This is a genomic window from Sulfurimonas sp. (assembly GCF_028694605.1).
In the GTDB taxonomy this organism is placed as follows: Bacteria; Campylobacterota; Campylobacteria; order Campylobacterales; family Sulfurimonadaceae; genus Sulfurimonas.
Genome location: NZ_JAQVKP010000002.1, coordinates 1 through 25,721, shown reverse-complemented (window position 1 = coordinate 25,721; position 25,721 = coordinate 1). Strand labels below are relative to the sequence as shown.

Below are 25,721 nucleotides of genomic sequence, written 5' to 3'. Positions count from 1 at the left end.
CACTAACTCCTAATACTCATCACGATTTTTTGAACTCTCTATATAAATAAGACCTACAGAGAAAAGATTTGCTATAAGCGCACCTATTGCCAAAGCGATAGCCCACTCTAAATTACCTACAACTTCAAGATAGATAAATGCCGGAATAAGATGTAAATCTGCAACAAGCGAAGATGCCAAAAGTTCGGCAGAGAGAAGATTTCTCACACCGATTTTTAAAAATGTAGAAACTAGATTTAAGCTGCCCGCGACAAAGAGTGCTGCCGCGCTATGCTCATACAAGAACCCCGCAATTGATGTTAAACTCATCAACGCAAAAAAAACATAAACTACTTTGCCCCAATCCACATTAAATCCTTAAGTATTAATTGCGGAGATTATACAAAAAAGTATCTTAATACCAAATGCAATGAGCAGTGTGTAACTCGCTGCATTGGTTATGTATTGTGGCTACATCACTCCGGATTCAAACTGATTTCTCATCTTCTCTTTTTCTGCTTCTCTTTTTGCTTTTTCTGCAAGATTGATATGGTACTGTTTCACATCAAAACCAAGAAGAAGCAATGTAGGAGAAGCGACAAAAATAGAGGAGTATGTTCCAATCGTGATACCTACTAAAAGAGTAAATGCAAACGCATGGATAATCTCACCGCCCCATACAAAAAGCGTGAAAACAACAAAAAGAGTTGTAAGAGACGTAAGTGTCGTTCTTGAAAGTGTGTTTGTGATGGAGTCATCAATGATTTCGCTAAACTCTACTCCTTTTCCTCCGATAATCCCCTCACGGATACGATCAAAAACGATAATAGTATCGTTAAGTGAATATCCAAGAATGGTAAGAAGTGCCGCTAAAACATCGAGGTTAACCTCCATTTGTGTAAGCGCAATGGCCCCCATCGCTATGGAAACATCGTGTACAAGTGCCAAAACAGAAGCAAGAGCAAATCTCCACTCAAAACGAAATGCAACATATATCAAAATCCCTGCAATTGCCAAAACAAGAGACATTATCCCTTTTTCTTTGAGTTCACTCCCAACCTTTGGACCGACAATATCGACACGGCGTACTTCAAAATCGCCCGTACCCTTTAGCGCCTCTCTTGTAACATCTCCCACATCCACCACAACATCACTCGTTGCAGTTCTCATACGGATAACCACCTCATCGGCAGAGCCAAACTCCGTAATGCTCGCACCATCAAAAATCTCATTACTTTTAAGTTTTTCACGCATATCATCAATCGGAGCTGCGGAAGCGTATTTGACCTGAATAATCGTCCCGCCCGCAAAGTCAACACCGTAGTTAAGCCCTTTTGTTGCCAAAGCGATGAAAGAGGCTAAGATAAGGGCGATGGAAAAAAACATTGCCGGCTTTGATTTGCCCATAAATCCAAATGTTTTAGTGTGTATAAAAAACTCCATAATTACCCCTTTATCCCAAACCATAAAAGGTTATTTTTGCTCTTTTTCATCTTCTCTTCAAGCATCTGGTAAATCCCGTGTGTTCCCAAAATCGCCGTAAGCATGGAAGCTAAAATCCCGATACTGATAGTGATGGCAAATCCTTTGATAGCTCCCGTACCATAAGCATAAAGCACAACGGCAGCGATAAGCGTGGTAATGTTTGCATCCAAAATCGCACGCATTGCATTTGAGTACCCATCTTCTATGGCTTTATGCATTGAGACGCCATGACGCAATAGCTCACGGATTCGCTCAGAGATGATAACATTCGCATCCACCGCCATACCTATAGTAAGAACAATCCCCGCCATACCCGGAAGTGTGAGCGTAGCACCAAAGAGACTCATAACCGCGATAATCAGCAAGATATTTGCAAAAAGAGCTATGTTTGCTATAACTCCTGCCGCTCTGTAGTAAACAACCATAAAAACAACGACAAGTCCAAAACCGCCCAAAAGCGCAATCATACTTGCCTTGATACTATCGGCCCCCAAGCTAGGACCGACAGAGCGCTTTTCCATAACGTAGATAGGTGCCATAAGAGAACCTGAACGAAGTGCAATCGCCAAATCTTTCGCCTCTAAAACAGTGTAGTTTCCGGAGATTTGTCCGCTTCCGCCGCCGATACGCTCATTGATAACAGGAGCAGAATAGACTTTGCCATCAAGCACGACAGCCAAACGTTTGCCTACGCTCTTTGCTGTAAAGTCGCCAAATATCTGCGCACCCTCAGCGTTAAGCTTAAAGGTGATAAGAGGGCGGTTGTTTTGGTCAAAACCGACACTTGCATCGGTCAGCATCCCGCCATCAAGAACTGGAATCTCACGTACAAGGTGCTTAATGCTTGGGTTTGCGACATCTTCTAGTATCACATCACCGTAAGCAGCGGCATCACTCGCACTCATATTGCCAACACGTGCCGCTCGATCTTCATCCACAGCCATAAGCTCAAGCTTTGCAGCACGTGAGATAAGTTCTCTTGCTCTTTGTTCATCTTCAGCAGTTTTTATACCCGCAAGCTGCACAAGAATCTTCTCTTCTCCCTGACGTGCCACGATAGGCTCAGCCAAACCAAATTGGTCAAGTCTGTTACGGATGGTCTCAATTGCTTGAGAAATCGCCTGTTCTTTGGTTCTTGCTATCTCTTCATTTGTAAGGGACAAGGAGATATTTTCTCCCACAACAACAACTACGGCACCTTGTATCTCATGCAAAAAAGACTTAAGCGTTTTTACATCGTCTTTATCTAAAAGCGTAAATGAAATGCCATTTTCATCAAACGATAGCCCGTCAACAAGAATATCTTTTTTCTCGGTAAAGTATTTGATACTTGCGGCAATGGATTTGATACGTGATTTGACGGCTTCCTCGGTTTTGACACCAAGGAGCATATGAAGTCCACCTTGAAGGTCAAGACCGAGCGCTATCTTTTTGCCATCCTGCGTTTGAAGAAGTGAGGGAGCAGAAAAGAAGAGACCAAAAAAAATCGCTGCGGCAAAGACGACTATGCGGTAATTAAACTTCATCCTCGTACTTTCTGATAACAGAATCTTTTGTTATCTTTACAACTACTTCTTCATTGATTTTTACGCTTAAGAACTGCTCTTCAACTTTATAAACAACAACGATTAACCCGCCTGCCGTAATCACTCTGTCGCCTTTTTTAAGTGCCATAATCATCTCTTGACGTGTTTTTGCTTCTTTTTGCTGCGGGCGGATAATCACAAAGTACATAATTGCAATTAAAAATACAAACGGTAATAATTGACCTAATATTTCCATGAATCTGGGTTTCCTTAAATTTAAAATGCGGCGATTATACAAAAAATAGAGTAACAAAAGACTGAAGAGTGATATAATTTGACCAAAAAAAAGAGCAATGAGATGATTGAAAAGCTAAACAAATTGAGAGAAAAAAGAGACGGTAAGCCTTTTGATTTGGCGATTGGCATCACTACGGCACTTCTTTTTAGCGCATTTCTTTATCTTGAAAATTTTGGTATCACACTCAAATTTCTCAACACACTTTTTGGACTCTTAGCCATAGCACTTCTTTTGTACATCCCAAAAAGAGCTGTTTTGGTTGCCGGATTTTTCATAGGGCTTCTATGGTTTTACTGGATAGGTTATAGTTTTGAGTACAACGGCGTAGGCTATCTCACGCCTCTTGTAACATTTGGCTTTGCCGTCATTTATATGCTTTTTTTTGGTGTCTTGGCACTTACAAAACATATTTGGCTTCGTGCCGTTTTGCTCTTTGGTCTCTCATTTTTTGAGCCGATGGATTTTAACTGGCTGCAACCGGAGATTTTGTTTGTAGATAGCTACATTGGCATCCAAAAGCTTGATTTTGCACTATTGCTTCTCTCACTCTCTTTAGTTGCCTATACCCCAAAATCCTACCGTTACGCGCCGCTCGCGCTTCTTTTTTTAACGCTCAGTTTCACTCCGCCTCTGCAAAAAGATGCGCCGCTTAAGATAAAGCTTATAGCCACAGATATAAAACAGGAGAAGAAATGGCAGCAAGAGAGCCTGCAACCTACGCTGCAACTCATTTTTGGAGAAATTAACAAGGCGATTGACGAGGGCTACGACATAGTTGTTTTACCGGAGTCCGTATTTCCATTTTATATGAACAAAGCACCCACGGTTTTAGTAAAACTCCAAGAACTTTCGCATGAAATCTCCATCGTTGCAGGCACACTTTTAAGAGAGGATGAGCAGCATTACAACGTTACTTATATGTTTGAGAATGGTGAATACCAGATAGCAAAAAAGATGATTTTAGTTCCATTTGGAGAGTATATTCCGCTTCCCTCCTTTGCAAAAGGCTTTGTCAATGAGTTCTTTTTTGGCGGCGCATCGGACTTTAAAACAGCAGACAAACCGACAGATTTCATCATCAAAGGCGTAAAGTTCCGCAACGCCATCTGTTATGAAGCAACCTGCAAAGAGATTTACGAAGACGGCGCTCAGTATGTCCTAGCCACAAGCAACAACGCATGGTTCTACCCATCCATAGAACCTACATTGCAAAAACTCCTAATTCGTTTTTATGCCAGAAAAAACGGCACAACGGTCTATCATGCCGCAAACTGGAAGGGGAGTGGGGTTGTGAAATGACACCGCCGTGCCTATACAGTAACCATTGTTTGCTATAATAAGCAAAAATAATTATTCGGAGTTTTTATGCTCAATCTCAAAAATCCAGACCTTTACAACAACCGTGAGACCTCATGGCTGCAGTTCAACACAAGGGTTCTAAAACAGGCTCTTGATGAGTCTCTTCCGCTTTTGGAGAGACTAAAGTTTTTAGCGATTTACGGAACAAACTTAGATGAATTTTATATGATAAGAATCGCAGGACTCAAAAAACTTTTTGCCGCGGGTATCGTAGTTTCAAGTGCAGATAAACTTACGCCTCTGCAACAGCTTCGAGAGATAAGAGAGTATCTGCATCAAGAGCAGCAGGTAGCGGAGCACTGCTTGGTTGGCATTCTCAAAAAACTCGAACACGAGGGGATAAAGGTAAAAGATTACCATGAACTCTCTCAGGGTCAAAAGCACTACCTAAACAGATACTTCAATGAAAACATCTATCCGGTTATCATCCCCATCGCCGTGGACGCGACACACCCTTTTCCACACCTCAACAACCTTAGTTTTGGACTTATAGTTAAACTAAGAGATAGCGATAATGCATCCGTGGAAAGATTTGGAATTATCCGTATTCCTCGTGTTTTGGAGAGATTTGTAGAGCTTGAAAATGACATCTATGTTCCCATTGAGAGCATTGTTGCAGAGCACGTAGAAGACCTTTTCCCCGGATATTCTCTTATAAAATTTGCATCTTTTAGAGTAACAAGAAATGCAGATATCGAGATAGAAGAGGAAGAAGCAGATGACTTTTTGGAGATTTTGGAAGAAGGGCTAAAACTAAGACGCAAAGGAGCGATGGTGCGCCTTGAAGTCGGAAGTGACGGGGATGAGGAGATAGTCAACTTTTTTAACCGCCATACCAATGTTTATAAGGATGATATCTTCCGTTTTCACACATTTTTAAATCTCTCAAGCCTTTGGCAAATTGTCTCAAATAAACGTTTTGCGCATCTTCTTTTGGAGCCTTTTAAAACAAAAACATTACCGCCTCTTGATCATAGTGAAAATATCTTTGCTACGCTAGAGAAGCAAGATATTCTGCTCTTTCATCCTTATGAGAGTTTTGATCCGGTTGTTATGCTTATACAAACCGCCGCAAAAGACCCTGATGTCGTCTCAATTAAGATGACACTATACCGCTCAGGCAAAGATTCGCCAATCGTAAAAGCGCTTATGGGAGCAAGTGAAGCCGGCATCCAAGTCACGGTTATGGTTGAGCTAAAAGCTAGATTTGACGAAGAGAACAACCTTATCTGGGCAAAAGCACTTGAAAAGGCGGGTGCGCATGTTATCTACGGTATCAAAGGCTTTAAAGTCCATGCAAAAGCAACCTTGATTACAAAAAAGAAAAATGGCAAACTCAAACAGTATGCACACCTTGGAACAGGCAACTACAACCCTTCTACTTCCAAGGTCTATACCGATATGAGCTACCTCACTTCAAAAGACGAGATAACAAATGATATGACCAGATTTTTCCACTTTTTGACAGGTTTTAGCAAAAAGGGCAAACTCAACGAACTCTATATGTCTCCATCACAGATAAAACCAAAGATTTTATCGCTTATACAAAACGAAGCACGCAAAAAGAGCGATGGACGCATCATCGCAAAACTCAACTCTCTTGTGGATGAAGATGTTATCCGTGCGCTCTACAAAGCAAGTCAGGCGGGAGTCAAGATAGACCTTATAGTACGCGGTATCTGCTGCCTCAAACCGGGAATCGAGGGAGTAAGCGAGAACATAAGAGTTATCTCCATTCTTGGAAAATACCTAGAACACGCAAGAGCTTTTTACTTTAAAAATGATGAAGCAGGGGTTTACATCTCAAGTGCGGATTGGATGCCAAGAAACTTGACAAGACGCATAGAGCTTCTTACCACTATCAAAGACCCAAAAGCAAAAGCAAAGATAGTGCAAATCCTCAAACTCCAATGTGCAGACAACTCTTTGGCACACGAACTCCAAAGCGACGGCTCCTACATCAAAGTAAAACATGATGACACCAGAACCATCAACAACCATCTGCTCTTGGAAGACTATGTAAACAAAGTCTCTAAAGCCTCTGCCAAAGAGAGCATGGGCACGGTTGAGCAGATTATGTCAAATATATTTAGCGAGGAGAACAACAGTGCTGTATAGTTTTAAAAATATGGAGCCAAAAATCGGCAAAAATACATGGATAGCACCGTCTGCCGATGTCATAGGCGATGTCACATGCGGCAAGGATTGCTCCATCTGGTTTGGAACTGTTGTGCGAGGCGATGTTCACTACATCTCAATCGGTGACAGAGTTAGCATACAAGATTTGAGCATGGTACATGTCACACACCACAAAAAAGCAGACAGAAGCGACGGACATCCGACTATCATCGGCAGTGACGTAACCATCGGTCACCGTGTTATGCTTCATGGATGCACAATCGAAGACGCGTGTCTAATCGGTATGAGTGCGACTATACTTGACGGTGCTGTAATAGGAAAAGAGTCAATTGTGGGGGCAGGTGCGCTTGTAACCAAAAACAAAGTCTTTCCGCCTCGTTCGCTTATCATGGGCAGCCCTGCAAAGGTTATGAGAGAACTCACCGATGAAGAGGTCAAAGAACTGTATGCTTCCGCTTCACGCTACGTAGAGTTCAAATCCCACTACCAAAACTAGATGCCTGAGTACTTTATCTTCGCCGAAATCATAGGTATAACCGCTTTTACGATAAGCGGTTTTTTGGTTGCCATCAAAAACAAGCTTGATATTTTAGGCATTTTGATAGCCTCTACGCTTACCGCCTTAGGTGGCGGTATCGTACGAGATGCTATCCTAAGCACTCCGCCCTTTTCATTTACCGCTCTGCATCCGGCCCTCACGCTAACACTTACCATCTTTTTGATTTTTGCCCTCAGACTCTACAAAAAAGACTCTATCGAGCGAGGATGGATATTTGTAGTAAGCGACACCATAGGGCTTGTCGCATTTAGCATCACGGGCGCACTTATGGCTATCAATGCCGACTATAACTTTTTTGGCATTATCATTCTTAGCTTTATAACAGCGGTAGGAGGAGGCGTTGCTAGAGATATAATGATAAATCAAGTACCCGCCGTTTTAATTAGTGATTTTTACGGCTCAATAGCGATTATAGCCGCACTCTCACTTGGAGTTCTTAATATTTTTGGAGCTATAAACGAGCTTAGCATAGTCGCCATAGCACTCTTTAGCATAATTTTAAGACTTGTAGCGTATAAAAAAGAGTGGCATTTACCACGACTTGGATAGAGTTAATATCTACCTTCATCTGTAGCAGAGCCTAGTGCCCTTATACAATCTTCTAGTACACAAACTCTTAGCTCAGAGTCGTCTTGACTTTTACAAGTAACAGACTTTGCACATCCGCGGAAATACTTTAACTTGCTACATCTTTTTAAACTCTCAAAGCTTTTTGATGTAGAAATAACTGAGTTTTTCAAACCGATAACATAAATACCATTTTACTTAAGGGCACCTCTAAAAACTCTAGCCGTCTTATATGTTCACCAAAAATGAGAGAGCTGCTAAAAATCAGTATCCATAAAATTTTCATTTCAACTCTTTTTCTAACCTTTGAAGCTCTATAATACTTGGGTTTGGAAGGATTGGAAATACTTTTCTCACTTTATCACTTACCCATTGCGGATATATCCTAAAATTTAGCTTTACGCTTACTTTTAGAGGGTAGATAGCATCTTTTGGTAGTTCAAAGCTCTCTACTCTTCTCTCTCCTGATGGGATTCTTGTATCGCTTAGAAGCGTTTTATACTTCCAAAAAAGAAGTCCGACAGGCTTGCCATTTTCATCGCCGAAAACCTTTTGAAAAAGCCTGCTTTTATCTTCTATATTTCCATCACTCTTTAGTTTGCCGCTTGAGACAATGAGTTTGCCATCTTTATCTTTTACTTCAACATCAAGCCATAGCTCTCTAAAGTCGGCTACACCGGTTGGTAGATGATGCCCTGCACCGATATTTTTTACGCCTACCTCTAAATTTTTACCTTTTATAGCCACATCAAGCTGGGCGGAACTCTTTAGCAGTTGAACGGTCTGCTCTTCATTTTTTTTATCTCTAAGTCCTGCCAAAAAGTGGTTTGAACCTGCAAAATAGTGAACTTTCACATCTTTTTTCAGAGTTCCGCCGTCTGTTGAAGTTCCCTTTAGTGGTGCAAATTTACCCTCACTTAGATTTGTCATATGGCAGTCTATACAACTTTTATGCTTTGTTTTGTCATTTGGATTATTAAAAGGCGATTTTTCCCACTCTTCATAAGTCGAAACTATCTTTATACCGTTTTTTGGATGTGACTCGTCATGACAAGATGCACAATATTTGCTATCTTTATACAACTCTTTTGAGTAGCTCTCTTTATGAACACTCGGGTTTGCATTTATAAGTTTTTCGCTAAATAGATGCGGCATGGTAAATTTGCTATCTTCAAAAGCATATTTTTTTCTATCAAGCAATAGTTTATATGAAGCATTTCCCTTTGAAGTCGCATCGCTTATCTGATGACAGGTTATACAAGAAACACCCTCTTCGAGTCTAAAATTTCCATGTTCTTTAAAATCTTTCAGAAGCGTTTTTGCCCCTTTTTCAAAATGTTCATTACTTACAAAGTTACCATCCATAGCATGGGTGCTTTTGCCAAACCCAACCGAGAGTGCGCTTGGGTTATGGCAGCTCATACACCACTCCCTAAACTTCTCTCCCTCAACCTCACCTGCTAGTGTCTCCATAACCATATAGTAAGGGTTTGAGCCTGCTATGTGCTTGTGGTTAGAGTTGCTCCACTGCTCAAATATCTCGCTATGGCATGATTTGCATTTTGCAGAACTTGTCCAATCCTCGCTGTGATAGCTTTTTGTACCATTTTTGGTTATCTCAAGGTTGGAGAGGTTTGTTATCTTGCTTTGTGAGATAGTCGGGTAGAAGAGAAGAATAGCTGCCAGAAGTGCCAACGGCTCTCTGCTTTGCTTCATAGGCGCTGTTATATGCCATAGGAAAAAGAGCATCAAAACAAACGAACCAAAGAGGTGGATGTTAAATAAGACTGCTCCCAAGGCATCTCCGCCACGATTGCCCACGAGCAGCAGATACACTCCGCTAAGAGTGACAAGAACAAAAGAGATTAAAAGCATCCAGCCATCCATACTGTTTGTTTTTTTTACAAAATAGTATCTGCGGATATGTTTATAGATAAAAGAGTTCATAAAAAAGAGCATGACAAGAAGCGAGAAGGCTATGTGCAGCGGCTGCACAACTCTAAAAATCTCCCATGAAATGTCAAAGAGTTTGAACTGAGCCATGCCTGAGATAAACATCAAAAGTATAAAAAATTTTACTAAAAATCTTCTCATTTTGTTTCCCTGTAGTCAACTATATCGCCTTCTAATGTTTTTAAAAATGCAACAATCTCATCAATCTGCTCAAGTGTTAGATGGCGACCGAGCTGGTGTCTTCCCATGATATCAACCGCTTCTCTTATCTTTGGTACTGCGCCGTTGTGAAAATATGGAGATGTTTTTGTGACATTTCTGAGTATAGGCACCCTGAAAAGATGAGCGTCTCCTTTGCCGAGATATCCTCCGTTATTTTCAAAAGGAAATTCGCTATCAAGCCTTTTTGGAGTAGGAATAACTTCAAAATTTGGCTTTACATCATAGAGCTGCGCAAACTCTCTTAGAGGAAATCTCTGGACGCTCTCGCCCCCAAATGCTCTGCCTGCATGACACCCTTTGCATCCGTGGTTGATGAAGTTTGCCAACCCTCTCTTTGCACGCTGGCTCATGGCAGTGTCGTCTCCATCCAAAAATTTGTCATACGCTCCTCTTGTAACAAGCGTTTTTACATAGACTTCAATCGCTTTTGCGGTATTGTCAAATGTTATGCCGTCTTCAAAAGCCTCTGCAAACAATTTTTTATATTTTGGATTTTTGGCAAGAGTGGAGTTGATATCTTCTTTGGTCATGTTGAGTTTGTGATGTGCCAAAAGTGAGTTTGCGCTCTGCTCTCTTATGCTTTTAACTTCGCCGCTCCATGTAAAATGTTTTGCGAAAGCTGTGTTTAAAATGGTTTGCGTGTTGAGAAGATGTGGGTGCATGGTGTCTCTATCGCCCTGAGAAAAGGTAAATCTATCGACCCCGCTTTGATCTCTCAAATGACATGCGGCGCAATCATTGGTTTTTGGCTCTTTTTGCGTGAGCATTTTTAGCAGTGCGCCGCTATTTTTAAGGTCTCTGTCAAAAGAGTGGCATGTTGCGCAACTTGTTTTGCCGCTCTTTGAGAGATTTGTATCGAAGAAAAGCTCTTCTCCAAGCGTTATCTTCTCTTGCGTCATCGGGTTGGAGGCATCATCCACAAGGGATATAAGTTCATCCAAGGAGGAGGGCATCGCTTTATGCCCCTTGTTTATAGCCAACTCCCTTAACTCTGCATCGCTATAGTTCGGAACTTTTTTTGGAGGTGTAAAATAAGCAATAGTAGCCATCATACTTACAATAACAATGGCGATAAGCAGAGCGTAAGAGAGGAGCTTTTTCATCTATTATAACCCAAAAGTCTCTTTGATTTTTTGCTCAAACTCTTCATCGCTTAGGCTTTTTCTCATCGGTACAAATGTCGTAGCTTCAACACCTACAGGTACTGCAATAGGTGCATTCTCATCTTCTATTATCATTTTTATAGCATCTGCAATCGGCTGAGGGGTCGGACCTTCGTTTATAGCTTTTGCGACTATCGGCACAAAATGAGCTACCAAATCTTTGTAAGGCGAAGTTTCACTCGTAGTTTTTGCATTTGCAATAAGACCTTTTTTGACAAAGTTTGTTCCAAACAACCCTGATTCTATGGAGTGAACTCTTATGCCAAAAGGCAGAGTTTCAAAGCGAAGCGAATCCGTTATACCCTCAACCGCATACTTTGAAGCATTATAGTGTGATAGTAGCGGAAGACCCATCTTCCCTAAAAACGAGCTGATGTTTATGATGACACCGCTCTTAGCTTCTCTCATATACGGCAGAACTTCTCTTGAGGTTTTTATAAGCCCGAAAACATTTACATCAAACTGCTTAAATATCTCTTCATCACTTCCCTCTTCAAGAGTTGCTAAAAGCCCAAAACCTGCATTGTTTACAAGAACATCTATCTTGCCTTCGTTTTTTATGATCTTTGCGACCGCATCTTTTATGCTCTGTGTATTTGTAACATCTATGTATATATGTTTTAGATTTGAGCTTCCCTCTGCAACGGTTGCATCTCTTGAACCTGCATAAACTATGTAACCGTTATCGGATAAAAACTTAGCACTAAGCTCTCCCATACCTGATGTTGCACCGGTAATAAAAACTACTTTTGACATAAAAAACTCCTATGATTTGATAATTAAATTGTATGAAAAAAAATCGCTACAATCAAGAGCTTTTTAGCAAGAAAAGAATTTTATTTTAGCAGTAGAAGGATTTTTAATGCAAGGGTCTTCTATCTGCCTATATATAAACTTCTTTTCTATGAGCAATTTTAGATATTAACATAAAATCATTCTCTTGATAAAACACAACTCTATAGTCTCCGATTCTAAGCCTATACGCCCCATCAAAAGGAGTTTTTAACTTTTTAATTTTTGTGAGTACGGGGTTTGATGCGAACTCTTCTATGCCATCAAGTACTTTTGAAGCTATACTTTTATCCATCTTTTGGAGTTGCTTGAGGGCTTTTGGGTCATACTCTATGTTATAAGCCAAGAGTTGCTCTTACATCTTGATGAGAAACAGTTTTTAAGGTACCCATTTTATACTCTTGGAGTGTTTTTGTAACTGCTTGAATATCAAAATAGTCCTGTAGTGCTTCTCTGATAATTTGAGCTTTTTTCTTCCCGCTATCCATTGCGATAGTTGCAAGTTCTTCGACTAAACTTTCTTCAAGCGTTATAGTTATTTTTTTAGTCATTTTATCAGCCTTTAAATATTTACCATATTTTACCATACTTTTTAGAAATGGTGTCTGGCACTCGGTCATCAGGAACACTTCTCCAGTTTTTTATTTTCAAAATAAATAAACAAAATAAAACAAATCCCTTAAAATAGGGATTATAGAAAATTTGCTTTTTATTTGCCAATAAAATAAACCATATTTTTCAACCTCACTATTTATTACTATTTGGCTAGTTCCCATCGTCTCGATGGTAATTAATATATCTATGAGAGATTTAAGTATGCATTCCCACGCTTCAGCGTTGGAAACGAGAGAAGCATAAGTTTTAGAGTTCTGATAATTTTTGCAATAATAAGATATTTTTTTCTTCGTTATCTAAAATATGAGTTACACGCCCAACAAGATTTAGATCAGTGTTTTCATTGACTGTGAACTCACTTTTTAAAAGAGTTTTGTTTTGACCTACATGTTCACCATCTGTATATATATGACCGACTTTGTATTTGTATCTCATCATTTCAGGAGCTATAGGATATGAGAAGTATTTATTTGTTTTTATATTGCGGAAGATTGCTTTGTAGTAGTTTGGATGTTCTTTTATATTGATGTCAGTTACTGTAACGAACTCAAACGGTTGATTGGGAAATTTTGAGAAGAAGTCGAGGATTGTTGAATTGTTTTGAGCCAATCTTCAATCCTCCAATAACATTTATTCTTGTCGAGTAACTTTTGTTCTTGTAAATGACAACTACGTCCTATAATCCGCATTTATCTTAACATACTCATGACCTAGGTCACAGCCATAAGCTTTGAAGCTCCCTTCTCCTACACCTAAATCACAAGAGATGGTAAACTTTTGATGTTGCATAACAACGGCGCATTTTTTCTCCATCTCGGCGTCAAATAGTATCTCTCCTCTGTCATAAACACAAAGGTTGTCAAATGAGATTTTTAGCTTCTCTTCATAAGCCTCAACTCCACTTGCACCTATAGTTGAAGCTATACGACCCCAGTTTGGATCTTCGCCGAAAAGTGCAGTTTTAACCAAAAGTGAGTCCGATAGTGCTTTTGCGGCTACTTCAGCATCTCTATCATCTTTTGCACCTGTTATTTTATAAGTAACCAGTTTTGTAGCACCCTCGCCGTCACGCACCATCTCTAACGCTAAAAAGTGCATAACTTTAAAAAGAGCCTCTTTAAACGCCTCTCTCTCATAAACACCGCTTCTGCCGTTTGCCAAAACAAAAACAGTATCGTTTGTAGATGTGTCTCCATCAACGCTTATAGCGTTAAATGTAGTTTTTACCACCTCATCAAGCACTTCTTGCATCTCACTTTTATCGGCTTTTGCATCTGTCGTTATAAAACAAAGCATCGTTGCCATCGCAGGGTCTATCATTCCTGCACCTTTGGCAATAGCACCTATGTTAAAACTGCTCCCATCACTAAGCACTACCTTAAAGGCTATCTCTTTTGCGAAGCTATCGGTTGTCATTATAGCTTTTGCCGCAGAGCTTGAATCTTTTTTAGTTAAATCAAAGAGTTTCATCCCCTCTATGATTTTAGCTTTTGGAAGCCTAACACCTATAACGCCCGTTGAACTCATGATAGGGTTTTTAGCTTCCTGCGGGCAGTTAGATAGCACCTCTTTTATATCTTCAACTCCGGCACTTCCCGTCATAGCATTTGCATTTTTAGAATTTATCACTATAAAATTGGGCTTCACATCGCCCATACTTCTAAAATGCTTTATCGGAGCTGCTGCCATCTTATTTGTCGTAAAAACTGCCGCAACCTCACATTGACTTACACTATATATAAACGCCATATCAAGCGCACCCTCTTTTTTAAGCCCTGCATGTACGCCTGAAGCAAAAAAACCGTCACTTAAACATACTCCGCCACTTGAATAGATTATATTATACAAACTTAAGCTCCTTTGGTTTATCTCTTTTTCTTAGTAAATCTTTTGTCACACTAATATCTTTTTGTGTCCCGATGACAAGCAGTTTACACTCGCTTGTAATCAAAACATCCCCTTTTGGCATTGCCAAAAACTTCCCCTCTTTCTTTGTGATTCCCACGACAGAGCAGTTTGTTATCTCTCTTATGTGCGTCTCTCTAAGCTTTTTGAGTACTGCCCAACTATATTTTGGAATTTCTATCTCTTCCATGTTGAGAGGATTGTCGCTTTTGTATAAAAACTCCTCCAAAAGGTTTTCCATATCAGGACGAGCCGCCATAGCACTTACTCTTTGTGCAGTCAGCTTTGTCGGAGAAACAACTGTATCTGCTCCCAATTTTTTGAGTTTTTCCACATCACTCACAGTCTCGGCAGAGGAGATGATATAGTATGGGCGCGGTAAAGAGTGCTCCTTTTCAAAAAGCCTTACAGATGCGATAAGAGCGATATTATCAGACATTGAGCTTGAGAGCGTGATAAGCCCTTTCGCAGAAGCGAGATGCGCTTTGAGCATAGTAAGTTCTGCATGGGGTTCTGCTTTTAGGTAGGTTGTGTAGTTATGCTCTTGTGCCCATTCATGAATCTCTTCTCGCGGATCAACAACAACAAAAGGGATATGGTTTTCTCTTAGCTGTTTTGTTACCTCTAGCGTATAATCGTTATGGTAGCAAACAACATAGTGTTTTTTAAGCCTCGCTATTGCATAGAGCATTCTTCGCTCCTTGAGTATTTTGGATAACTTGCCTTTGCTCACAACATCAACAACGATACCTATGGCAATAGTAAAAACAGTAAAACCCAAAATAATAAGTGTTACCGTAAAAATCTGCCCTGCAGCGGAAAATTCTCCCTCTTTAAGAGCACCGAATCCAACCGTCGTAAATGTATAGCCGGCTTGGAAGATTGCATCCATAATAGTGTAATTTTCTATATAGACATATCCCAATGTTCCTATCAACATAAGGAGCTGGATAAGGATTAGCGGTGTTCTAAAGGGTAAAAGCTGTGCATAAAGTTCATCATTGAGTGTGATAGCAGGTTTGGGAGAAATCTCCCAATGTAGAAAGTTTCGAATCTTCTCTAAGAGATTCAAGGTCGTAACCCTTAAGAGTTTTTCTTAAGTGTACGCAACTCTTTTGCAGAGATTTTTACCTTTTGAGTTGTGCCGTCATCTAAAGTGATGCGGACAGTTCTAAGGTTAAGTAAGAAACGACGTTTTGTTTTGTTTTTTGCGTGAGAAACATTGTTCCCGCTCATTGGGCCTCTGCCACTGATAGCGCATTTTCTTGCCATAATTAGCTTCCTTTTATTAGGTTTAAAGTTGCGAATTATATCAATCCTAAACCAAACTTCTGCTTAAGGGTTTTATTTTTCTTTTATTGATATAAGAGTAGAATGATACAACTTTACAGATGCGTGGTAACGATGATAACCAAAGAAAACATAGATGCGTATATAGACAAGATTCCTCCTTCTCCGGAAATACTAAACGAGACTATCGCTCTTTTGCGTGTCGGTGATTTGGTAAAAGCAGCAAAAGTAGCCCAGAATGACTTAGCGCTCAAATCTTATCTTAAGAGCATCGTTAACAAGCCTATATATGGTTTCAAAAATGAAGTAAGTGATGTTGGGCAAATCTTTGGTATCTTGGGGGTATCCCTTGCACAGCAAAGTGTTTACAATTACATGATTTCTCTGCTTAATCCAAAAAAATGGGTACTTTTTAAATTAAACAGCTCTCTCTTTCATGACCTTCAGGCAAATCTTTCAAAAAAATGGGAAAACATCCTTAAACATCTCGGCTGCAAAGATACAAATGTCTATGCGGCAATAACTCTCTTGAGTGCAAGTATTATCGTTGCCGAAGCGCTGTTTGCACAAAAAGAAGAGAATGTAGCTCTGCTTAGAAGCGCAAAAGCACTTGACTACAACACCATTCTTGTACGTCTTTGCGGCATGGGACTTTTTGATATTTGCGGAGAGATTGCACAAAAATGGGATATGCACCCAAAAATAGCTCAAATTATTCAAGCAGCCTCAGGCGTAAAGCCATCAGAAGATAACGAGATAAACAACTTTGGAAAATGGATGCATCTTTTGCTTTTTTACGAACTATCACAACCGGAGTTTATAGCTGCCGGACTTAACGATTTTGTTGATTTTCAGCCTGAATATATAAACGATATCTATGAAGATTTCGCTTCACTTATGGAGATTGCATGAAAGCCGTAGTCAAAGATGGTATCGCTGTTTTTTCGCCTCAGGGGTTTTTAGACGGAAACAGCTCTAACGCTTTTATGAGCCTTGAAGATATAGAAGCCGCAACGCATATCAAATCGGATATGATTTTGGTTTCGCTCAAAAAAGTGGTTTTTTTTAATCGTAACGGCTTGGATATCTTTGTGAAGCTCTTTGCCAAGATTCGCAAAAAAAACCAAGCTGTTGTAGGATTTTGCGATTATGACCGCAAAAAATATGAAGCGATAAAGAAGTTTTTTCATGATGAACTGAATTTTTCACTCTTTAAAACTCTTGAAATCGCCCATCTTTTTTCACCAAGCTTTAAAAATTTGGGGAAAAACATCCTGCTATACAGCGGTGACAAATCGCAGCGCTCTGCTATGGCGATAGAACTGCATGATGGCGGGCATAATCCTGTAGTTGCACAATCTTTTGAGGAGTTTACCGCCAAAGCAGCCAACAAAAATGCTTACGACTATATCATTGACTCAACTTTTTTAGGACAAATGGGTCAAAAGGTTGCTGCACGTGTTACCGGAAATGCCATCATCTATACCATCACCTCTTTTTTAGATGCAGATATAGGTGAAAATTTCAATATAGAGTACCATAACAATTCACTCAACGTCGGCTTTCGACTTTTCATCTTTGATGCTTATAAAGTTATCAGTATGAACATACATGCACTCAACTTTTTCTCAAAACTTGCGAGTTCCGGGGCTGAATACAATGCAACAATCTGCTTTGTCGGAATGAAATTTGACAAAACTCCTCTTGTATTTAAAGAGACGATGGAAGACGCAGGAATCCTTTTTTATGAACAGATGGATGACATCTTACAAAACAAAGAGCTTCTTAAGGAACTTGGTGCAAGCAGTGCTTCAAACATCAAAAACAAAAGAGTGCTTAACAAAGAGACCGTCTCTGAACTGCCAAAATTTATCGATGCAACTGTTGTTACGCTTGAGATGATGACAAATGCAAAAGCCATGAAAGAGGCTGCAAGTATCCATAGCTTGAGTATTAAAGATGCAAAAGGAAAAATTGCCAGCTCCATCGGCTACTATGGCGACATGGACGGAATGATTGTTTTGGTTTTTCCGGAGGGGATTGCAAAAAAAGCGTGTGAACTGCTCATAGGCGAAAGCACAGATGATGCGGAACTTGTTTTAGATACATTGGCAGAGCTTGTCAACATTGTAGGAGGAAGGATAAAAACACTTCTTGCCGATGAGGCGATAAGCGTTAACATCACCCTTCCTAGAACTTACCAAGATATAGAGAGCTTGATGGAGGTTGTTGCAAACAGAAAAGGAGTGCAAGTCGATCTCTCCTTTAACGGCGATAAATTTCTCTTCTTCTTAACAAGATAAAAGTTACAAAAGTGTAAAATTCGCACAATTATAAAGGAAAAATATGTATGTAGCTCCAAGTATTTTATCTGCCGATTTTGGCAATTTGGCACATGATGTCAAAGCTATTTGTGATGCAGGGTGTGACTTTGTGCATGTTGATGTCATGGATGGTCATTTTGTTCCAAACCTCACCATCGGACCTGTTGTCGTCTCAAGTGTTGCAAAAGTTGCTACAAAACCGCTAGATATTCACCTAATGGTTGAAAATAACACTTTTTTTGTTGACCTTTTTGCACCTCTTAAGCCCGAATATATCTCTTTTCACATTGAAGAGGAGAAACATCCGCATAGGCTTATCCAAAAAATCCGCTCTTTGGGCATCAAACCTGCTATCGTACTCAACCCGCATACCCCGCCTGAGGCTATTGAGTATCTGCTTGGAGATTTGGACATGGTGCTGCTTATGAGCGTAAACCCGGGATTTGGCGGGCAGAGTTTTATCGACACTGTTGTACCAAAAGCCAAAAAACTAAGCGCAATGAGGGATGCCCTAAACCCGAACTGTCTTATCGAAGTTGATGGCGGTGTAAGCGACAAAAATATCCATCTGCTCAAAGATGCCGGTGTAGATATCGTGGTGGCGGGAAGCTATGTATTTTCCCATGCAGATAAAGCAAAAGCCATCAAGAGTTTACAAATCTAATGCGCTGTAAGATTTGCGGGATTACATCATATAAAGATGCTATGATGGCGATAGATGCCGGCGCAGATGCACTTGGGTTTGTCTTTTATGAAGCATCTCCAAGGTATATTTCGCCGAGCGACGCAAGAGCTATCATCAAAAAACTTCCGCCTTTTGTAGAAAAAGTAGCTCTTTTTGTCAATGCCGATGCACAGATTATCAACTCTTACTGCCAAGAAGCAGGAGCAACTCTGGCACAGATTCATTTTGAAGCAGCGCCGAAACTTTATGAGCATCTTTTTATCCCTCATATCAAAGTTGTTCGTGCAAAAGAGCCTCAAGATGTTTTAACATATAGCGACGAGTATAGGCTAGTCGATGCCTACTGCGAATCCTACGGCGGAAGCGGAAAAAGGGTCAACCTAGAGTGGTTCAATGGAGTGGACTGCTCTAAAATCATACTAGCCGGCGGTCTTGATGCACAAAATGTAGCTCTGGTCAAAAAATATGGCTTCTACGGAGTTGATGTGAGTAGCGGAGTGGAGCTGTGTTATGGCAAAAAAGATTCGGAAAAAGTAAAAGAGTTCATAATAAATGCTAAAAAATAGTTTTGAGCTTGACGATAAGACGCTCCATCTCCTCTCGACAAACGGTATAGGAGCAAATGCCCTCTCTTTAAAACTAAAAAACGATCTTGACTACTATCTGGAACTTTGGCATTCGCAAGGACTTAATATCGTCAAGCATTTTAGCAACTATTACTTCTCCACAAAATTCACAAAAATAGAAGATGAGACTTTTTGCATCGTTGACATTGAGACAAACGGTTCTAAGATAGAGAAACACCAAATCATAGAGATTGCGGCACTCAAGATAAAAAATGCTCAAATTATTGACAGCTTTGACTCCTTTGTAAAATGCGATGAAATCAATGAGCATATCACACAAATTACAGGCATTAATATCGAAGATACAAAAGATGCACCGCCGCTAAAAAAAGTTCTTTATGATTTTAAACTTTTTTTAGGCGACGCTGTTTTTGTAGCTCATGATGTCAAATTTGACTACAAATTCATCTCACAAAGTCTTCAAAAAATAGGACTTCCGCCGCTCCTCAACCGCTCACTCTGCTCTATCTCTTTAGCGGAGAGAACAATCGAATCTTACAGATATGCCCTCTCCTACCTCAATAAACTTCTTGATTTACACCCAGAAGCAACACACCACCGTGCAATGAGCGATGTTATGACGACGTATGAACTCTTCAAGATATCACTTAGCCGCCTAAGCAGCGAAATAAAGACAACGGAAGAACTTATATCATTTGTAAAAAAAGCGGAGAGGTTAAAGAGACCAAAATTTGACCCCTTTTTATTTGTGGAAGAAGAGCAAGAGTAGCTTTTTTTTAAAAAAAACTCTACTCGCTAAATGCGCCTATGCCCGTGAGTTTTTTATATCGCTGCTGCATACGCTCTTCATTAGAAAGCATACGCAGATTTGCGATTTCACCCAAGAAATACTCTTTTATCGCATCGGCAGCAGCATCTCTATCTCTATGCGCACCGATTAAAGGCTCATTAATGATTGCATCAATCAAGCCAAGCTCTTTTAAATCACTACTTGTAATTTTCATAGCATTAGTAGCGGCTTCTACCTTTGCAGGATTATTCCATAAAATAGCAGAACACCCTTCAGGCGAGATAACACTAAAAACAGAGTAGCGCATCATCGCAAGTCTGTCTGCAACACCGATAGCCAAAGCACCACCGCTTCCGCCCTCGCCTATAACAACAGAGACACTCGGCGTATTGAGCACGGAGAGCTCTAAAAGATTTCTCGCAATCGCCTCACTCTGATTCCTCTCCTCGGCGCCAATCCCCGGATAAGCACCCGGAGTGTCAATCAGCATCAACAAAGGAAGATTGAACTTTTCTGCAAGCTTTGCGGCACGGAGAGCTTTTCTATAGCCTTCCGGATGAGGCATACCAAAATTTCTCTTTATCTTGTTTTTGGTTCCACGCCCTTTTTGCTCACCGATAACGACAACCTTTTCATCGCCTATATAGCCCAAGTAGCAGATAATAGCCGAATCTTCACGAAAGTGTCTATCCCCATGAATCTCATACTTGTCACGCATCAAAAGATTGATATAATCAAGTGCATACGGTCTATCCACATGGCGCGCCAACTGAAGCTGCTGGAATGGAGAGAGGTTGCTGAAAATTTTTGAAACTTCTTTGTCTAAATTTGCCTTAAGAGAGACAACAAGCCCCTCATCATGACGCACTTGAGCAGATATAATATCTTCTTGAATCGTTTTTATACTGCTCTCAAAATCTAAATATGTTGCCAAAATAGACTCCTTAGATTTTTCTAAAGATTAAAACGCCGTTTGTTCCGCCAAAACCAAATGAATTACTCATAACAGTTATCAGTTCAGCTCTTCTTGCAACATTAGGAACAATATCTAAATCACAATTTTCATCAGGTGTTTCGTGGTTGATTGTCGGAGGGATAATTCCATCGCGCATCGCCATCAAACAAACAACTGCTTCTATGCCGCCCGCCGCACCCAAGCAGTGACCGATTTGCCCTTTGATAGAACTCATCGGAGGACAGTTTTCTTTACCGCCAAGAAGCTCTTTAACTGCCGCCGTCTCGTTTTTATCGTTGATAGGCGTACTTGTACCGTGTGCATTGACATAGTCAAGTTTTGGCTTGCCTGCCATTGCGTATGCCGCTTTCATCGCACGTGCAGGACCGTCAAGGCTAGGAGTTGTGATGTGGTTTGCATCGCCGCTCTCTCCAAACCCTATAATTTCGCCGTAAATGTGTGCACCTCTTGCAACCGCATCTTCATATACCTCAAGAACTAAAGCAGCAGCGCCCTCTCCCATAACAAACCCGTCACGGTCTGCATCAAATGGACGTGATGCTTTTTTTGGCTCTTCATTTCTTGTTGAGAGTGCTTTCATAGATGCAAACCCGCCGACACCTGCACCGGTAATTGCACACTCTGCTGAAACAACCAACATCTTGTCTGCACCGCCACACATAATCGTCTTGACTGCTTCGCTGATAGCGTGAGTACCTGCAGCACATGCCGTAACGCTTGAGAGATTTGGACCCTTTGTCCCATGCTCAATAGAGACAAAACCGCCAAGCATATTTACAAGCGCACCCGGGATAAAAAACGGACTTATGCGTCTTGGTCCTTTTATCTCGATAATGATAGAGTTTTTCTCGATAGAAGGAAGACCGCCGATACCAGAACCCGCACTTATACCAAATCTCTCCATATCCGTACCTTCAGGCAGATTTGCCTCTGCCATCGCTTCTTGCGCCGCTTTGAGTCCAAGATGGATAAATCTGTCTGCTTTTTTTACCTCTTTTGCATCCATAACAGTCTCAGGATCAAAGTTCTTTACCTCGCCTGCAATCTTTACGCTGTAATTTTCTGGGTCAAAAAGAGTAATTGTGTCGATGCCACATTCACCGTCACAAATAGCCTTAAAAGAACTCTCTTTATCATTTCCAACCGCATTAATCATGCCAAGTCCGGTAACTACAACTCTTCTCATACAAATCTCCGTTAACTTTAAAATAGTGAAATACTTTTGAAAAGCCAGAAAAACTGACCGCTAAAAAATATTTGCTACTGAGGAATCCTCAGTAGAATTGTAAATAATTACTTGCTTTCGATATAGTTTACTACATCTTGAACTGTTCTAATTTTCTCAGCCTCATCATCAGGAATTTCGATATCGAATTTCTCTTCAAGCGCCATTACCAATTCAACAACATCAAGGCTATCAGCACCTAAATCCTCAACAAATTTTGAGTCCTCTTTTACTTCATCAGCGCTTACGCTTAATTGCTCAACTACTACCGCTTTAATATCGTCTAAAAGTGCCATTCTAGCTCCTATGTTTATGTGTAAAATCTTGGAATTGTAGCATATTTACCTTGAAGCAATCTTTTTTTATAGCGGCTTGTGTTGCTTTATTTTAAAAAATTCAACCGCTTTTTTTGCCGCTTCTTTATGTACGACTATAGGTTTTGGGTAGTTTGGGAGCGTGCTATTTAAAAGATATGTTTCGTCATGTATAAATTTAGGCTCAATGTACGCTATTTCAGGGAGCCATTTTTTGATGTAAAGAGCATCTTTGTCAAATTTTTTACTCTGCAAGTATGGGTTGAAAACCCTAAAATATGGCTGTGGATCAACTCCTGTTCCTGCACTCCATTGCCATGATAAAACGTTGCTCGCCATGTCAAAATCAAGCAGATGCGAAGCAAAAAAACGCTCTCCCCACTGCCACGGAAGAAGCAAATCTTTTGTAAAAAAAGAGGCAACTATCATACGAACTCGGTTGTGCATTTTGCCCGTCTTTAAAAGCTCTCTTACGCCTGCATCAATGATTGGCACGCCTATTTTGGCTTCACAAAAGATTTTGAATTTTTCCTCATCATCTATGCCCTTAAAGTTATATTTATAGTTTTGCGTCTCTAAAGTTGGGATATGGAAAAGAAGATAGGCGTAAAAATCTCTAAATATCAGCTGCCTGATAAAAGGCTCTGAAACATCCCCGCAGTCTCTTGCAGCTCTTAAAACCTCTCTTATGGAGATAGTTCCAAAACGCATATCAACGCTTAAATCCGAAGTGGCATCAGAGGATAAATAATCCCGCATCTCTTGATAAACATCTATCTTTTTTAAGAAACTCTCCAACTTTACATGTGGGTTTACTATCTCAATATTTTGCTTTATAAATCCTAAACTCTCAATCTCAAGCAGGAGGATTTTATCTCTTTTTTGAATCCCTTCATAATCCGCTTTAGCCAAAACATGCTCTGCAATTTTTACCTTCTCGATGTTTTTATCTTTAAGAGCGGCTCTTGCTTTTTTGTAAAACGGGGTAAATACCAGATATGGCGTATCATCATCTTTTAAAACCTCTTTTGGTTTAAAAATGTAGGTGTCGCCAAGATAGCGAAAGTGCAGCATGTGGGAGATTTTAGTGTCTCTCTCTTTTGCGTAAGAGTCATAATCTCCCGATGCCACAACCTCGTCAAAACCATTAAACTGCGCAAAAATCTCATCAGGTTTGCCGTAAAAAATCTTAAGGTTCAGCCCAATTTTTTGCAAATCGGCTTTGAGTTTTACTACATGATAAAAGATAAAACTCACTCTTTTGTCATTTTTCGGCAGCTCTTTTAGGATATTTTCATCAAAGACAAAGATAGGCAGAACTTCCCCGCCAAAAGATAGAAGGGGATTGTCATCAACCCTTAAGTCTCTTCTAAACCAGAGAATGCGTTTCATTTGAAGCTATAGATTGATTGGCGAAGAGCCAAATCTTTTGGATATTGCAACTTTAAAGTTATACTCATAGTTTTTAAAAAGCTCATCAAAACTCAACTTTTCGTGATTTGCAACAATATTGCCCAAGACTCTACAAAGCTTTTCATCTTTTGCTTGAAGCAGAAAGTAGATTTTTGCACTGCCAAGAGCGCAACTCGGCGATTTTGACTTAAAGGTGATACCGCTTAGATTTACTCCCGCAATTTTATGCATCTCTTCATACACCTTATCTAAAAGCTGCCGCGTTAAATCGGAATTATCTTCGTTTGATAGCACAAAAACATTATCATCTCTAAGAGCAAGTCTAATTGAAGAACGAGGCGTACCAAATGCAGTGGCTTCAGGGCAAAAAGGAATAAATGTAGCATAACGACCCAACTCATCGGTTATAAATCTATCGTGTTTATGCCCACCGTCATATCTAACCTTTTGACCTAAGAGACAAGCCGAAACTGCTATGTTCATTTTATGTTACGCCATATTCATTCCACCGTTTACTTTTAGCGTCTCACCTGTTATATAGCTTGAGTGGTCTGAGAGTAAAAATGCGGTTGCCTCTGCTACTTCGGCAGGGTTTCCAAAACGACCCATCGGGATTTTTGAAGTAAAGCTGTTTTTTATCTCATCGCTTAAAACATCCGTCATCTCTGTTGCTATAAAGCCCGGAGTGATAGTGTTGTAGCGGATACCGCTGGATGCTGCTTCAAGCGCAAAACTCTTTGTCATGGCTATAACTCCACCCTTACTTGCAGAATAGTTTGTTTGCCCTGCATTTCCTGTCTCTCCTACGATTGAAGCGATGTTTACTACTGAGCCGAATTTTTTCTTTCTCATCACTTTCATTGCTTCACGGCATCCCACAAAACACGATAGAAGATTTGCGTTGATTACCGACATAAAATCCTCACTCTTCATGCGAAGAGCCAGTTTGTCGTTTGTAATACCTGCATTGTTTACGAGGTAGCTTAACTCTCCGTCACAATCGATTATAGTTTTTATGGCATCCACAAACGCATCTTCATTGCTAACATCAAAACCGATAACCGCTGCACTTCCGCCTGATGCCTCAATAGCATCTTTGATGGCATCCGCTTCTGCCGCACCGCTTCTGTAGTTAATCCAAACTTTTAAACCGTAACTTGCCAAAACCTTTGCGATTTCCGCACCTATTCCTCTGCTTGAACCCGTTACTAAAACATTTTTTCCGCTAAATTTCACTGTTTTCTTCTCCATTACGCCACATTCTGGCAATTTTGTATAGTTTTATTCTCTTTTGCTTTAAGGTAAAGTCCCTCACCGCTCAACTCAAGTCCATTTTTCCAACATAAGGCACCAAAATCTATAAAGTATGATTTAAAATAAGATACATCTTTAAGAGGTTTTGTCAAAGTTGCATTTCTATTTACTAAATACTCAACTTTCGCACATAGAAAATCCTAAATTTCCTACATTCAAAAGCATAAATAAAGCCCATAAATAGGCACTTTAAAGTATAATTTGTTTACGACAACAGACCAATACAAGGTGCTTTTTTATG

The 25,721-nt window shown here is 40.2% G+C and carries 28 protein-coding genes; 9 read left to right on the top strand and 19 right to left on the bottom strand.

The genetic code is table 11. The features are described from left to right. Nucleotides 1-9 precede the first annotated feature (9 nt). From PHY84_RS01755 to yajC, 4 genes are all read right to left on the bottom strand, one after another. Nucleotides 10-348: a DUF6394 family protein gene (locus PHY84_RS01755; protein ID WP_299857098.1), complete on the bottom strand. Its 339-nt coding sequence runs from the start codon at nt 346-348 to the stop codon at nt 10-12. A 102-nt stretch (nt 349-450) separates the two neighbouring features. Next, nucleotides 451-1,422 (bottom strand): protein translocase subunit SecF, encoded by a 972-nt coding sequence (gene secF / locus PHY84_RS01750; protein WP_299857096.1) that lies wholly within the window; start codon nt 1,420-1,422, stop codon nt 451-453. 2 nt (nt 1,423-1,424) lie between these two features. Then, the gene (gene secD, locus PHY84_RS01745) at nt 1,425-2,990 is read right to left on the bottom strand and encodes a protein translocase subunit SecD (protein ID WP_299857094.1); all 1,566 of its coding nucleotides are present in this window, start codon (nt 2,988-2,990) and stop codon (nt 1,425-1,427) included. Continuing rightward, complete coding sequence (yajC, locus tag PHY84_RS01740; RefSeq protein WP_299857092.1) at nt 2,980-3,246, bottom strand: preprotein translocase subunit YajC; 267 nt, start codon at nt 3,244-3,246, stop codon at nt 2,980-2,982. Before yajC ends, secD begins: the two co-directional genes overlap by 11 nt. A 102-nt stretch (nt 3,247-3,348) precedes the next feature. On the opposite strand from yajC, the gene PHY84_RS01735 reads away from it, so the two are divergent. The 4 genes from PHY84_RS01735 to PHY84_RS01720 all read left to right on the top strand — a co-directional run bounded on the left by PHY84_RS01735 (nt 3,349) and on the right by PHY84_RS01720 (nt 7,894). Beyond that, nucleotides 3,349-4,587, top strand: a complete 1,239-nt coding sequence (locus tag PHY84_RS01735) for an apolipoprotein N-acyltransferase (RefSeq protein WP_299857090.1) — start codon at nt 3,349-3,351, stop codon at nt 4,585-4,587. 66 nt (nt 4,588-4,653) lie between these two features. Further along, entirely contained in the window at nt 4,654-6,765 is a 2,112-nt protein-coding gene (locus tag PHY84_RS01730) for an RNA degradosome polyphosphate kinase (protein ID WP_299857088.1), read from the top strand. Beyond that, complete coding sequence (locus PHY84_RS01725; RefSeq protein WP_299857086.1) at nt 6,755-7,282, top strand: gamma carbonic anhydrase family protein; 528 nt, start codon at nt 6,755-6,757, stop codon at nt 7,280-7,282. The genes PHY84_RS01730 and PHY84_RS01725 overlap by 11 nt, the downstream gene beginning before the upstream one ends. Beyond that, complete coding sequence (locus tag PHY84_RS01720; RefSeq protein ID WP_299857083.1) at nt 7,283-7,894, top strand: TRIC cation channel family protein; 612 nt, start codon at nt 7,283-7,285, stop codon at nt 7,892-7,894. Between the two features lie 300 nt (nt 7,895-8,194). On the opposite strand, the gene PHY84_RS01715 is transcribed toward PHY84_RS01720, so the two are convergent. The 9 genes from PHY84_RS01715 to rpmB form a co-directional block, all read right to left on the bottom strand. Continuing rightward, nucleotides 8,195-10,006, bottom strand: a complete 1,812-nt coding sequence (locus tag PHY84_RS01715; protein WP_299857081.1) for a multiheme c-type cytochrome — start codon at nt 10,004-10,006, stop codon at nt 8,195-8,197. Continuing rightward, nucleotides 10,003-11,190 (bottom strand): cytochrome c peroxidase, encoded by a 1,188-nt coding sequence (locus PHY84_RS01710; RefSeq protein WP_299857079.1) that lies wholly within the window; start codon nt 11,188-11,190, stop codon nt 10,003-10,005. The genes PHY84_RS01715 and PHY84_RS01710 overlap by 4 nt, the downstream gene beginning before the upstream one ends. Nucleotides 11,191-11,193: 3 nt before the next feature. After that, nucleotides 11,194-12,006: an SDR family oxidoreductase gene (locus PHY84_RS01705; protein WP_299857077.1), complete on the bottom strand. Its 813-nt coding sequence runs from the start codon at nt 12,004-12,006 to the stop codon at nt 11,194-11,196. 127 nt (nt 12,007-12,133) lie between these two features. Continuing rightward, nucleotides 12,134-12,388 carry a type II toxin-antitoxin system RelE/ParE family toxin gene (locus PHY84_RS01700; protein WP_299857075.1) on the bottom strand — a complete coding sequence of 85 codons (255 nt, stop codon included), beginning with the start codon at nt 12,386-12,388 and terminating at the stop codon, nt 12,134-12,136. Next, on the bottom strand, nt 12,378-12,593 hold the full coding sequence (locus PHY84_RS01695; RefSeq protein WP_299857073.1) for a CopG family transcriptional regulator: 216 nt from the start codon (nt 12,591-12,593) through the stop codon (nt 12,378-12,380). Before PHY84_RS01695 ends, PHY84_RS01700 begins: the two co-directional genes overlap by 11 nt. A 310-nt stretch (nt 12,594-12,903) precedes the next feature. Further along, entirely contained in the window at nt 12,904-13,266 is a 363-nt protein-coding gene (locus PHY84_RS01690) for a hypothetical protein (RefSeq protein WP_299857071.1), read from the bottom strand. Nucleotides 13,267-13,326: 60 nt separating this feature from the next. Continuing rightward, the gene (argJ, locus tag PHY84_RS01685; protein WP_299857069.1) at nt 13,327-14,505 is read right to left on the bottom strand and encodes a bifunctional glutamate N-acetyltransferase/amino-acid acetyltransferase ArgJ; all 1,179 of its coding nucleotides are present in this window, start codon (nt 14,503-14,505) and stop codon (nt 13,327-13,329) included. Continuing rightward, nucleotides 14,498-15,634 (bottom strand): potassium channel protein, encoded by a 1,137-nt coding sequence (locus PHY84_RS01680; RefSeq protein WP_299857067.1) that lies wholly within the window; start codon nt 15,632-15,634, stop codon nt 14,498-14,500. Before PHY84_RS01680 ends, argJ begins: the two co-directional genes overlap by 8 nt. 11 nt (nt 15,635-15,645) lie before the next feature. Beyond that, nucleotides 15,646-15,834 carry a 50S ribosomal protein L28 gene (rpmB, locus tag PHY84_RS01675; RefSeq protein ID WP_299857065.1) on the bottom strand — a complete coding sequence of 63 codons (189 nt, stop codon included), beginning with the start codon at nt 15,832-15,834 and terminating at the stop codon, nt 15,646-15,648. 102 nt (nt 15,835-15,936) lie between these two features. On the opposite strand from rpmB, the gene PHY84_RS01670 reads away from it, so the two are divergent. Genes PHY84_RS01670 through PHY84_RS01650 form a run of 5 tightly spaced genes read left to right on the top strand, consistent with a single transcriptional unit; the run spans nt 15,937 to nt 20,217 of the window. Continuing rightward, nucleotides 15,937-16,764: an HDOD domain-containing protein gene (locus PHY84_RS01670; RefSeq protein ID WP_299857063.1), complete on the top strand. Its 828-nt coding sequence runs from the start codon at nt 15,937-15,939 to the stop codon at nt 16,762-16,764. Further along, nucleotides 16,761-18,155 (top strand): chemotaxis protein CheX, encoded by a 1,395-nt coding sequence (locus PHY84_RS01665; protein ID WP_299857061.1) that lies wholly within the window; start codon nt 16,761-16,763, stop codon nt 18,153-18,155. Before PHY84_RS01670 ends, PHY84_RS01665 begins: the two co-directional genes overlap by 4 nt. Nucleotides 18,156-18,198: 43 nt before the next feature. After that, nucleotides 18,199-18,840: a ribulose-phosphate 3-epimerase gene (gene rpe / locus PHY84_RS01660; protein WP_299857059.1), complete on the top strand. Its 642-nt coding sequence runs from the start codon at nt 18,199-18,201 to the stop codon at nt 18,838-18,840. Then, the gene (locus PHY84_RS01655) at nt 18,840-19,427 is read left to right on the top strand and encodes a phosphoribosylanthranilate isomerase (RefSeq protein WP_299857056.1); all 588 of its coding nucleotides are present in this window, start codon (nt 18,840-18,842) and stop codon (nt 19,425-19,427) included. Before rpe ends, PHY84_RS01655 begins: the two co-directional genes overlap by 1 nt. Beyond that, nucleotides 19,414-20,217 carry a 3'-5' exonuclease gene (locus PHY84_RS01650; RefSeq protein ID WP_299857054.1) on the top strand — a complete coding sequence of 268 codons (804 nt, stop codon included), beginning with the start codon at nt 19,414-19,416 and terminating at the stop codon, nt 20,215-20,217. Before PHY84_RS01655 ends, PHY84_RS01650 begins: the two co-directional genes overlap by 14 nt. Nucleotides 20,218-20,236: 19 nt before the next feature. Here the strand turns inward: PHY84_RS01650 and accA are convergent, their stop codons facing one another. The 6 genes from accA to fabG all read right to left on the bottom strand — a co-directional run bounded on the left by accA (nt 20,237) and on the right by fabG (nt 25,402). After that, nucleotides 20,237-21,172, bottom strand: coding sequence for an acetyl-CoA carboxylase carboxyl transferase subunit alpha (gene accA, locus PHY84_RS01645; protein ID WP_299857052.1), 936 nt, complete (start codon nt 21,170-21,172; stop codon nt 20,237-20,239). A gap of 10 nt (nt 21,173-21,182) precedes the next feature. Continuing rightward, entirely contained in the window at nt 21,183-22,400 is a 1,218-nt protein-coding gene (locus PHY84_RS01640; RefSeq protein ID WP_299857050.1) for a beta-ketoacyl-ACP synthase II, read from the bottom strand. A gap of 107 nt (nt 22,401-22,507) precedes the next feature. Continuing rightward, a complete protein-coding gene (gene acpP / locus PHY84_RS01635; RefSeq protein WP_299857048.1) occupies nt 22,508-22,735 on the bottom strand; it encodes an acyl carrier protein in 228 nt (75 codons plus the stop codon). Nucleotides 22,736-22,801: 66 nt separating this feature from the next. Then, complete coding sequence (locus tag PHY84_RS01630) at nt 22,802-24,145, bottom strand: deoxyribodipyrimidine photo-lyase (RefSeq protein ID WP_299857046.1); 1,344 nt, start codon at nt 24,143-24,145, stop codon at nt 22,802-22,804. A gap of 6 nt (nt 24,146-24,151) precedes the next feature. Then, on the bottom strand, nt 24,152-24,649 hold the full coding sequence (locus tag PHY84_RS01625; RefSeq protein ID WP_299857044.1) for a DUF523 and DUF1722 domain-containing protein: 498 nt from the start codon (nt 24,647-24,649) through the stop codon (nt 24,152-24,154). Nucleotides 24,650-24,655: 6 nt separating this feature from the next. Beyond that, nucleotides 24,656-25,402, bottom strand: coding sequence for a 3-oxoacyl-ACP reductase FabG (gene fabG, locus PHY84_RS01620; RefSeq protein WP_299857389.1), 747 nt, complete (start codon nt 25,400-25,402; stop codon nt 24,656-24,658). Nucleotides 25,403-25,721: the final 319 nt, after the last annotated feature.

Excerpts from the sequence above, each read along its gene's own strand:
- secF (WP_299857096.1), bottom strand. The coding sequence starts at position 1,422 with ATGGAGTTTTTTATACACACTAAAACATTTGGATTTATGGGCAAATCA.
- PHY84_RS01705 (WP_299857077.1), bottom strand. The coding sequence starts at position 12,006 with ATGTCAAAAGTAGTTTTTATTACCGGTGCAACATCAGGTATGGGAGAG.
- PHY84_RS01710 (WP_299857079.1), bottom strand. The coding sequence starts at position 11,190 with ATGAAAAAGCTCCTCTCTTACGCTCTGCTTATCGCCATTGTTATTGTA.
- PHY84_RS01720 (WP_299857083.1), top strand. The coding sequence starts at position 7,283 with ATGCCTGAGTACTTTATCTTCGCCGAAATCATAGGTATAACCGCTTTT.
- PHY84_RS01730 (WP_299857088.1), top strand. The coding sequence starts at position 4,654 with ATGCTCAATCTCAAAAATCCAGACCTTTACAACAACCGTGAGACCTCA.
- PHY84_RS01670 (WP_299857063.1), top strand. The coding sequence starts at position 15,937 with ATGATACAACTTTACAGATGCGTGGTAACGATGATAACCAAAGAAAAC.
- PHY84_RS01665 (WP_299857061.1), top strand. The coding sequence starts at position 16,761 with ATGAAAGCCGTAGTCAAAGATGGTATCGCTGTTTTTTCGCCTCAGGGG.
- PHY84_RS01640 (WP_299857050.1), bottom strand. The coding sequence starts at position 22,400 with ATGAGAAGAGTTGTAGTTACCGGACTTGGCATGATTAATGCGGTTGGA.
- PHY84_RS01625 (WP_299857044.1), bottom strand. The coding sequence starts at position 24,649 with ATGAACATAGCAGTTTCGGCTTGTCTCTTAGGTCAAAAGGTTAGATAT.
- PHY84_RS01650 (WP_299857054.1), top strand. The coding sequence starts at position 19,414 with ATGCTAAAAAATAGTTTTGAGCTTGACGATAAGACGCTCCATCTCCTC.
- acpP (WP_299857048.1), bottom strand. The coding sequence starts at position 22,735 with ATGGCACTTTTAGACGATATTAAAGCGGTAGTAGTTGAGCAATTAAGC.
- secD (WP_299857094.1), bottom strand. The coding sequence starts at position 2,990 with ATGAAGTTTAATTACCGCATAGTCGTCTTTGCCGCAGCGATTTTTTTT.
- yajC (WP_299857092.1), bottom strand. The coding sequence starts at position 3,246 with ATGGAAATATTAGGTCAATTATTACCGTTTGTATTTTTAATTGCAATT.
- PHY84_RS01655 (WP_299857056.1), top strand. The coding sequence starts at position 18,840 with ATGCGCTGTAAGATTTGCGGGATTACATCATATAAAGATGCTATGATG.
- rpe (WP_299857059.1), top strand. The coding sequence starts at position 18,199 with ATGTATGTAGCTCCAAGTATTTTATCTGCCGATTTTGGCAATTTGGCA.
- rpmB (WP_299857065.1), bottom strand. The coding sequence starts at position 15,834 with ATGGCAAGAAAATGCGCTATCAGTGGCAGAGGCCCAATGAGCGGGAAC.
- PHY84_RS01735 (WP_299857090.1), top strand. The coding sequence starts at position 3,349 with ATGATTGAAAAGCTAAACAAATTGAGAGAAAAAAGAGACGGTAAGCCT.
- PHY84_RS01695 (WP_299857073.1), bottom strand. The coding sequence starts at position 12,593 with ATGACTAAAAAAATAACTATAACGCTTGAAGAAAGTTTAGTCGAAGAA.
- PHY84_RS01630 (WP_299857046.1), bottom strand. The coding sequence starts at position 24,145 with ATGAAACGCATTCTCTGGTTTAGAAGAGACTTAAGGGTTGATGACAAT.
- PHY84_RS01715 (WP_299857081.1), bottom strand. The coding sequence starts at position 10,006 with ATGAGAAGATTTTTAGTAAAATTTTTTATACTTTTGATGTTTATCTCA.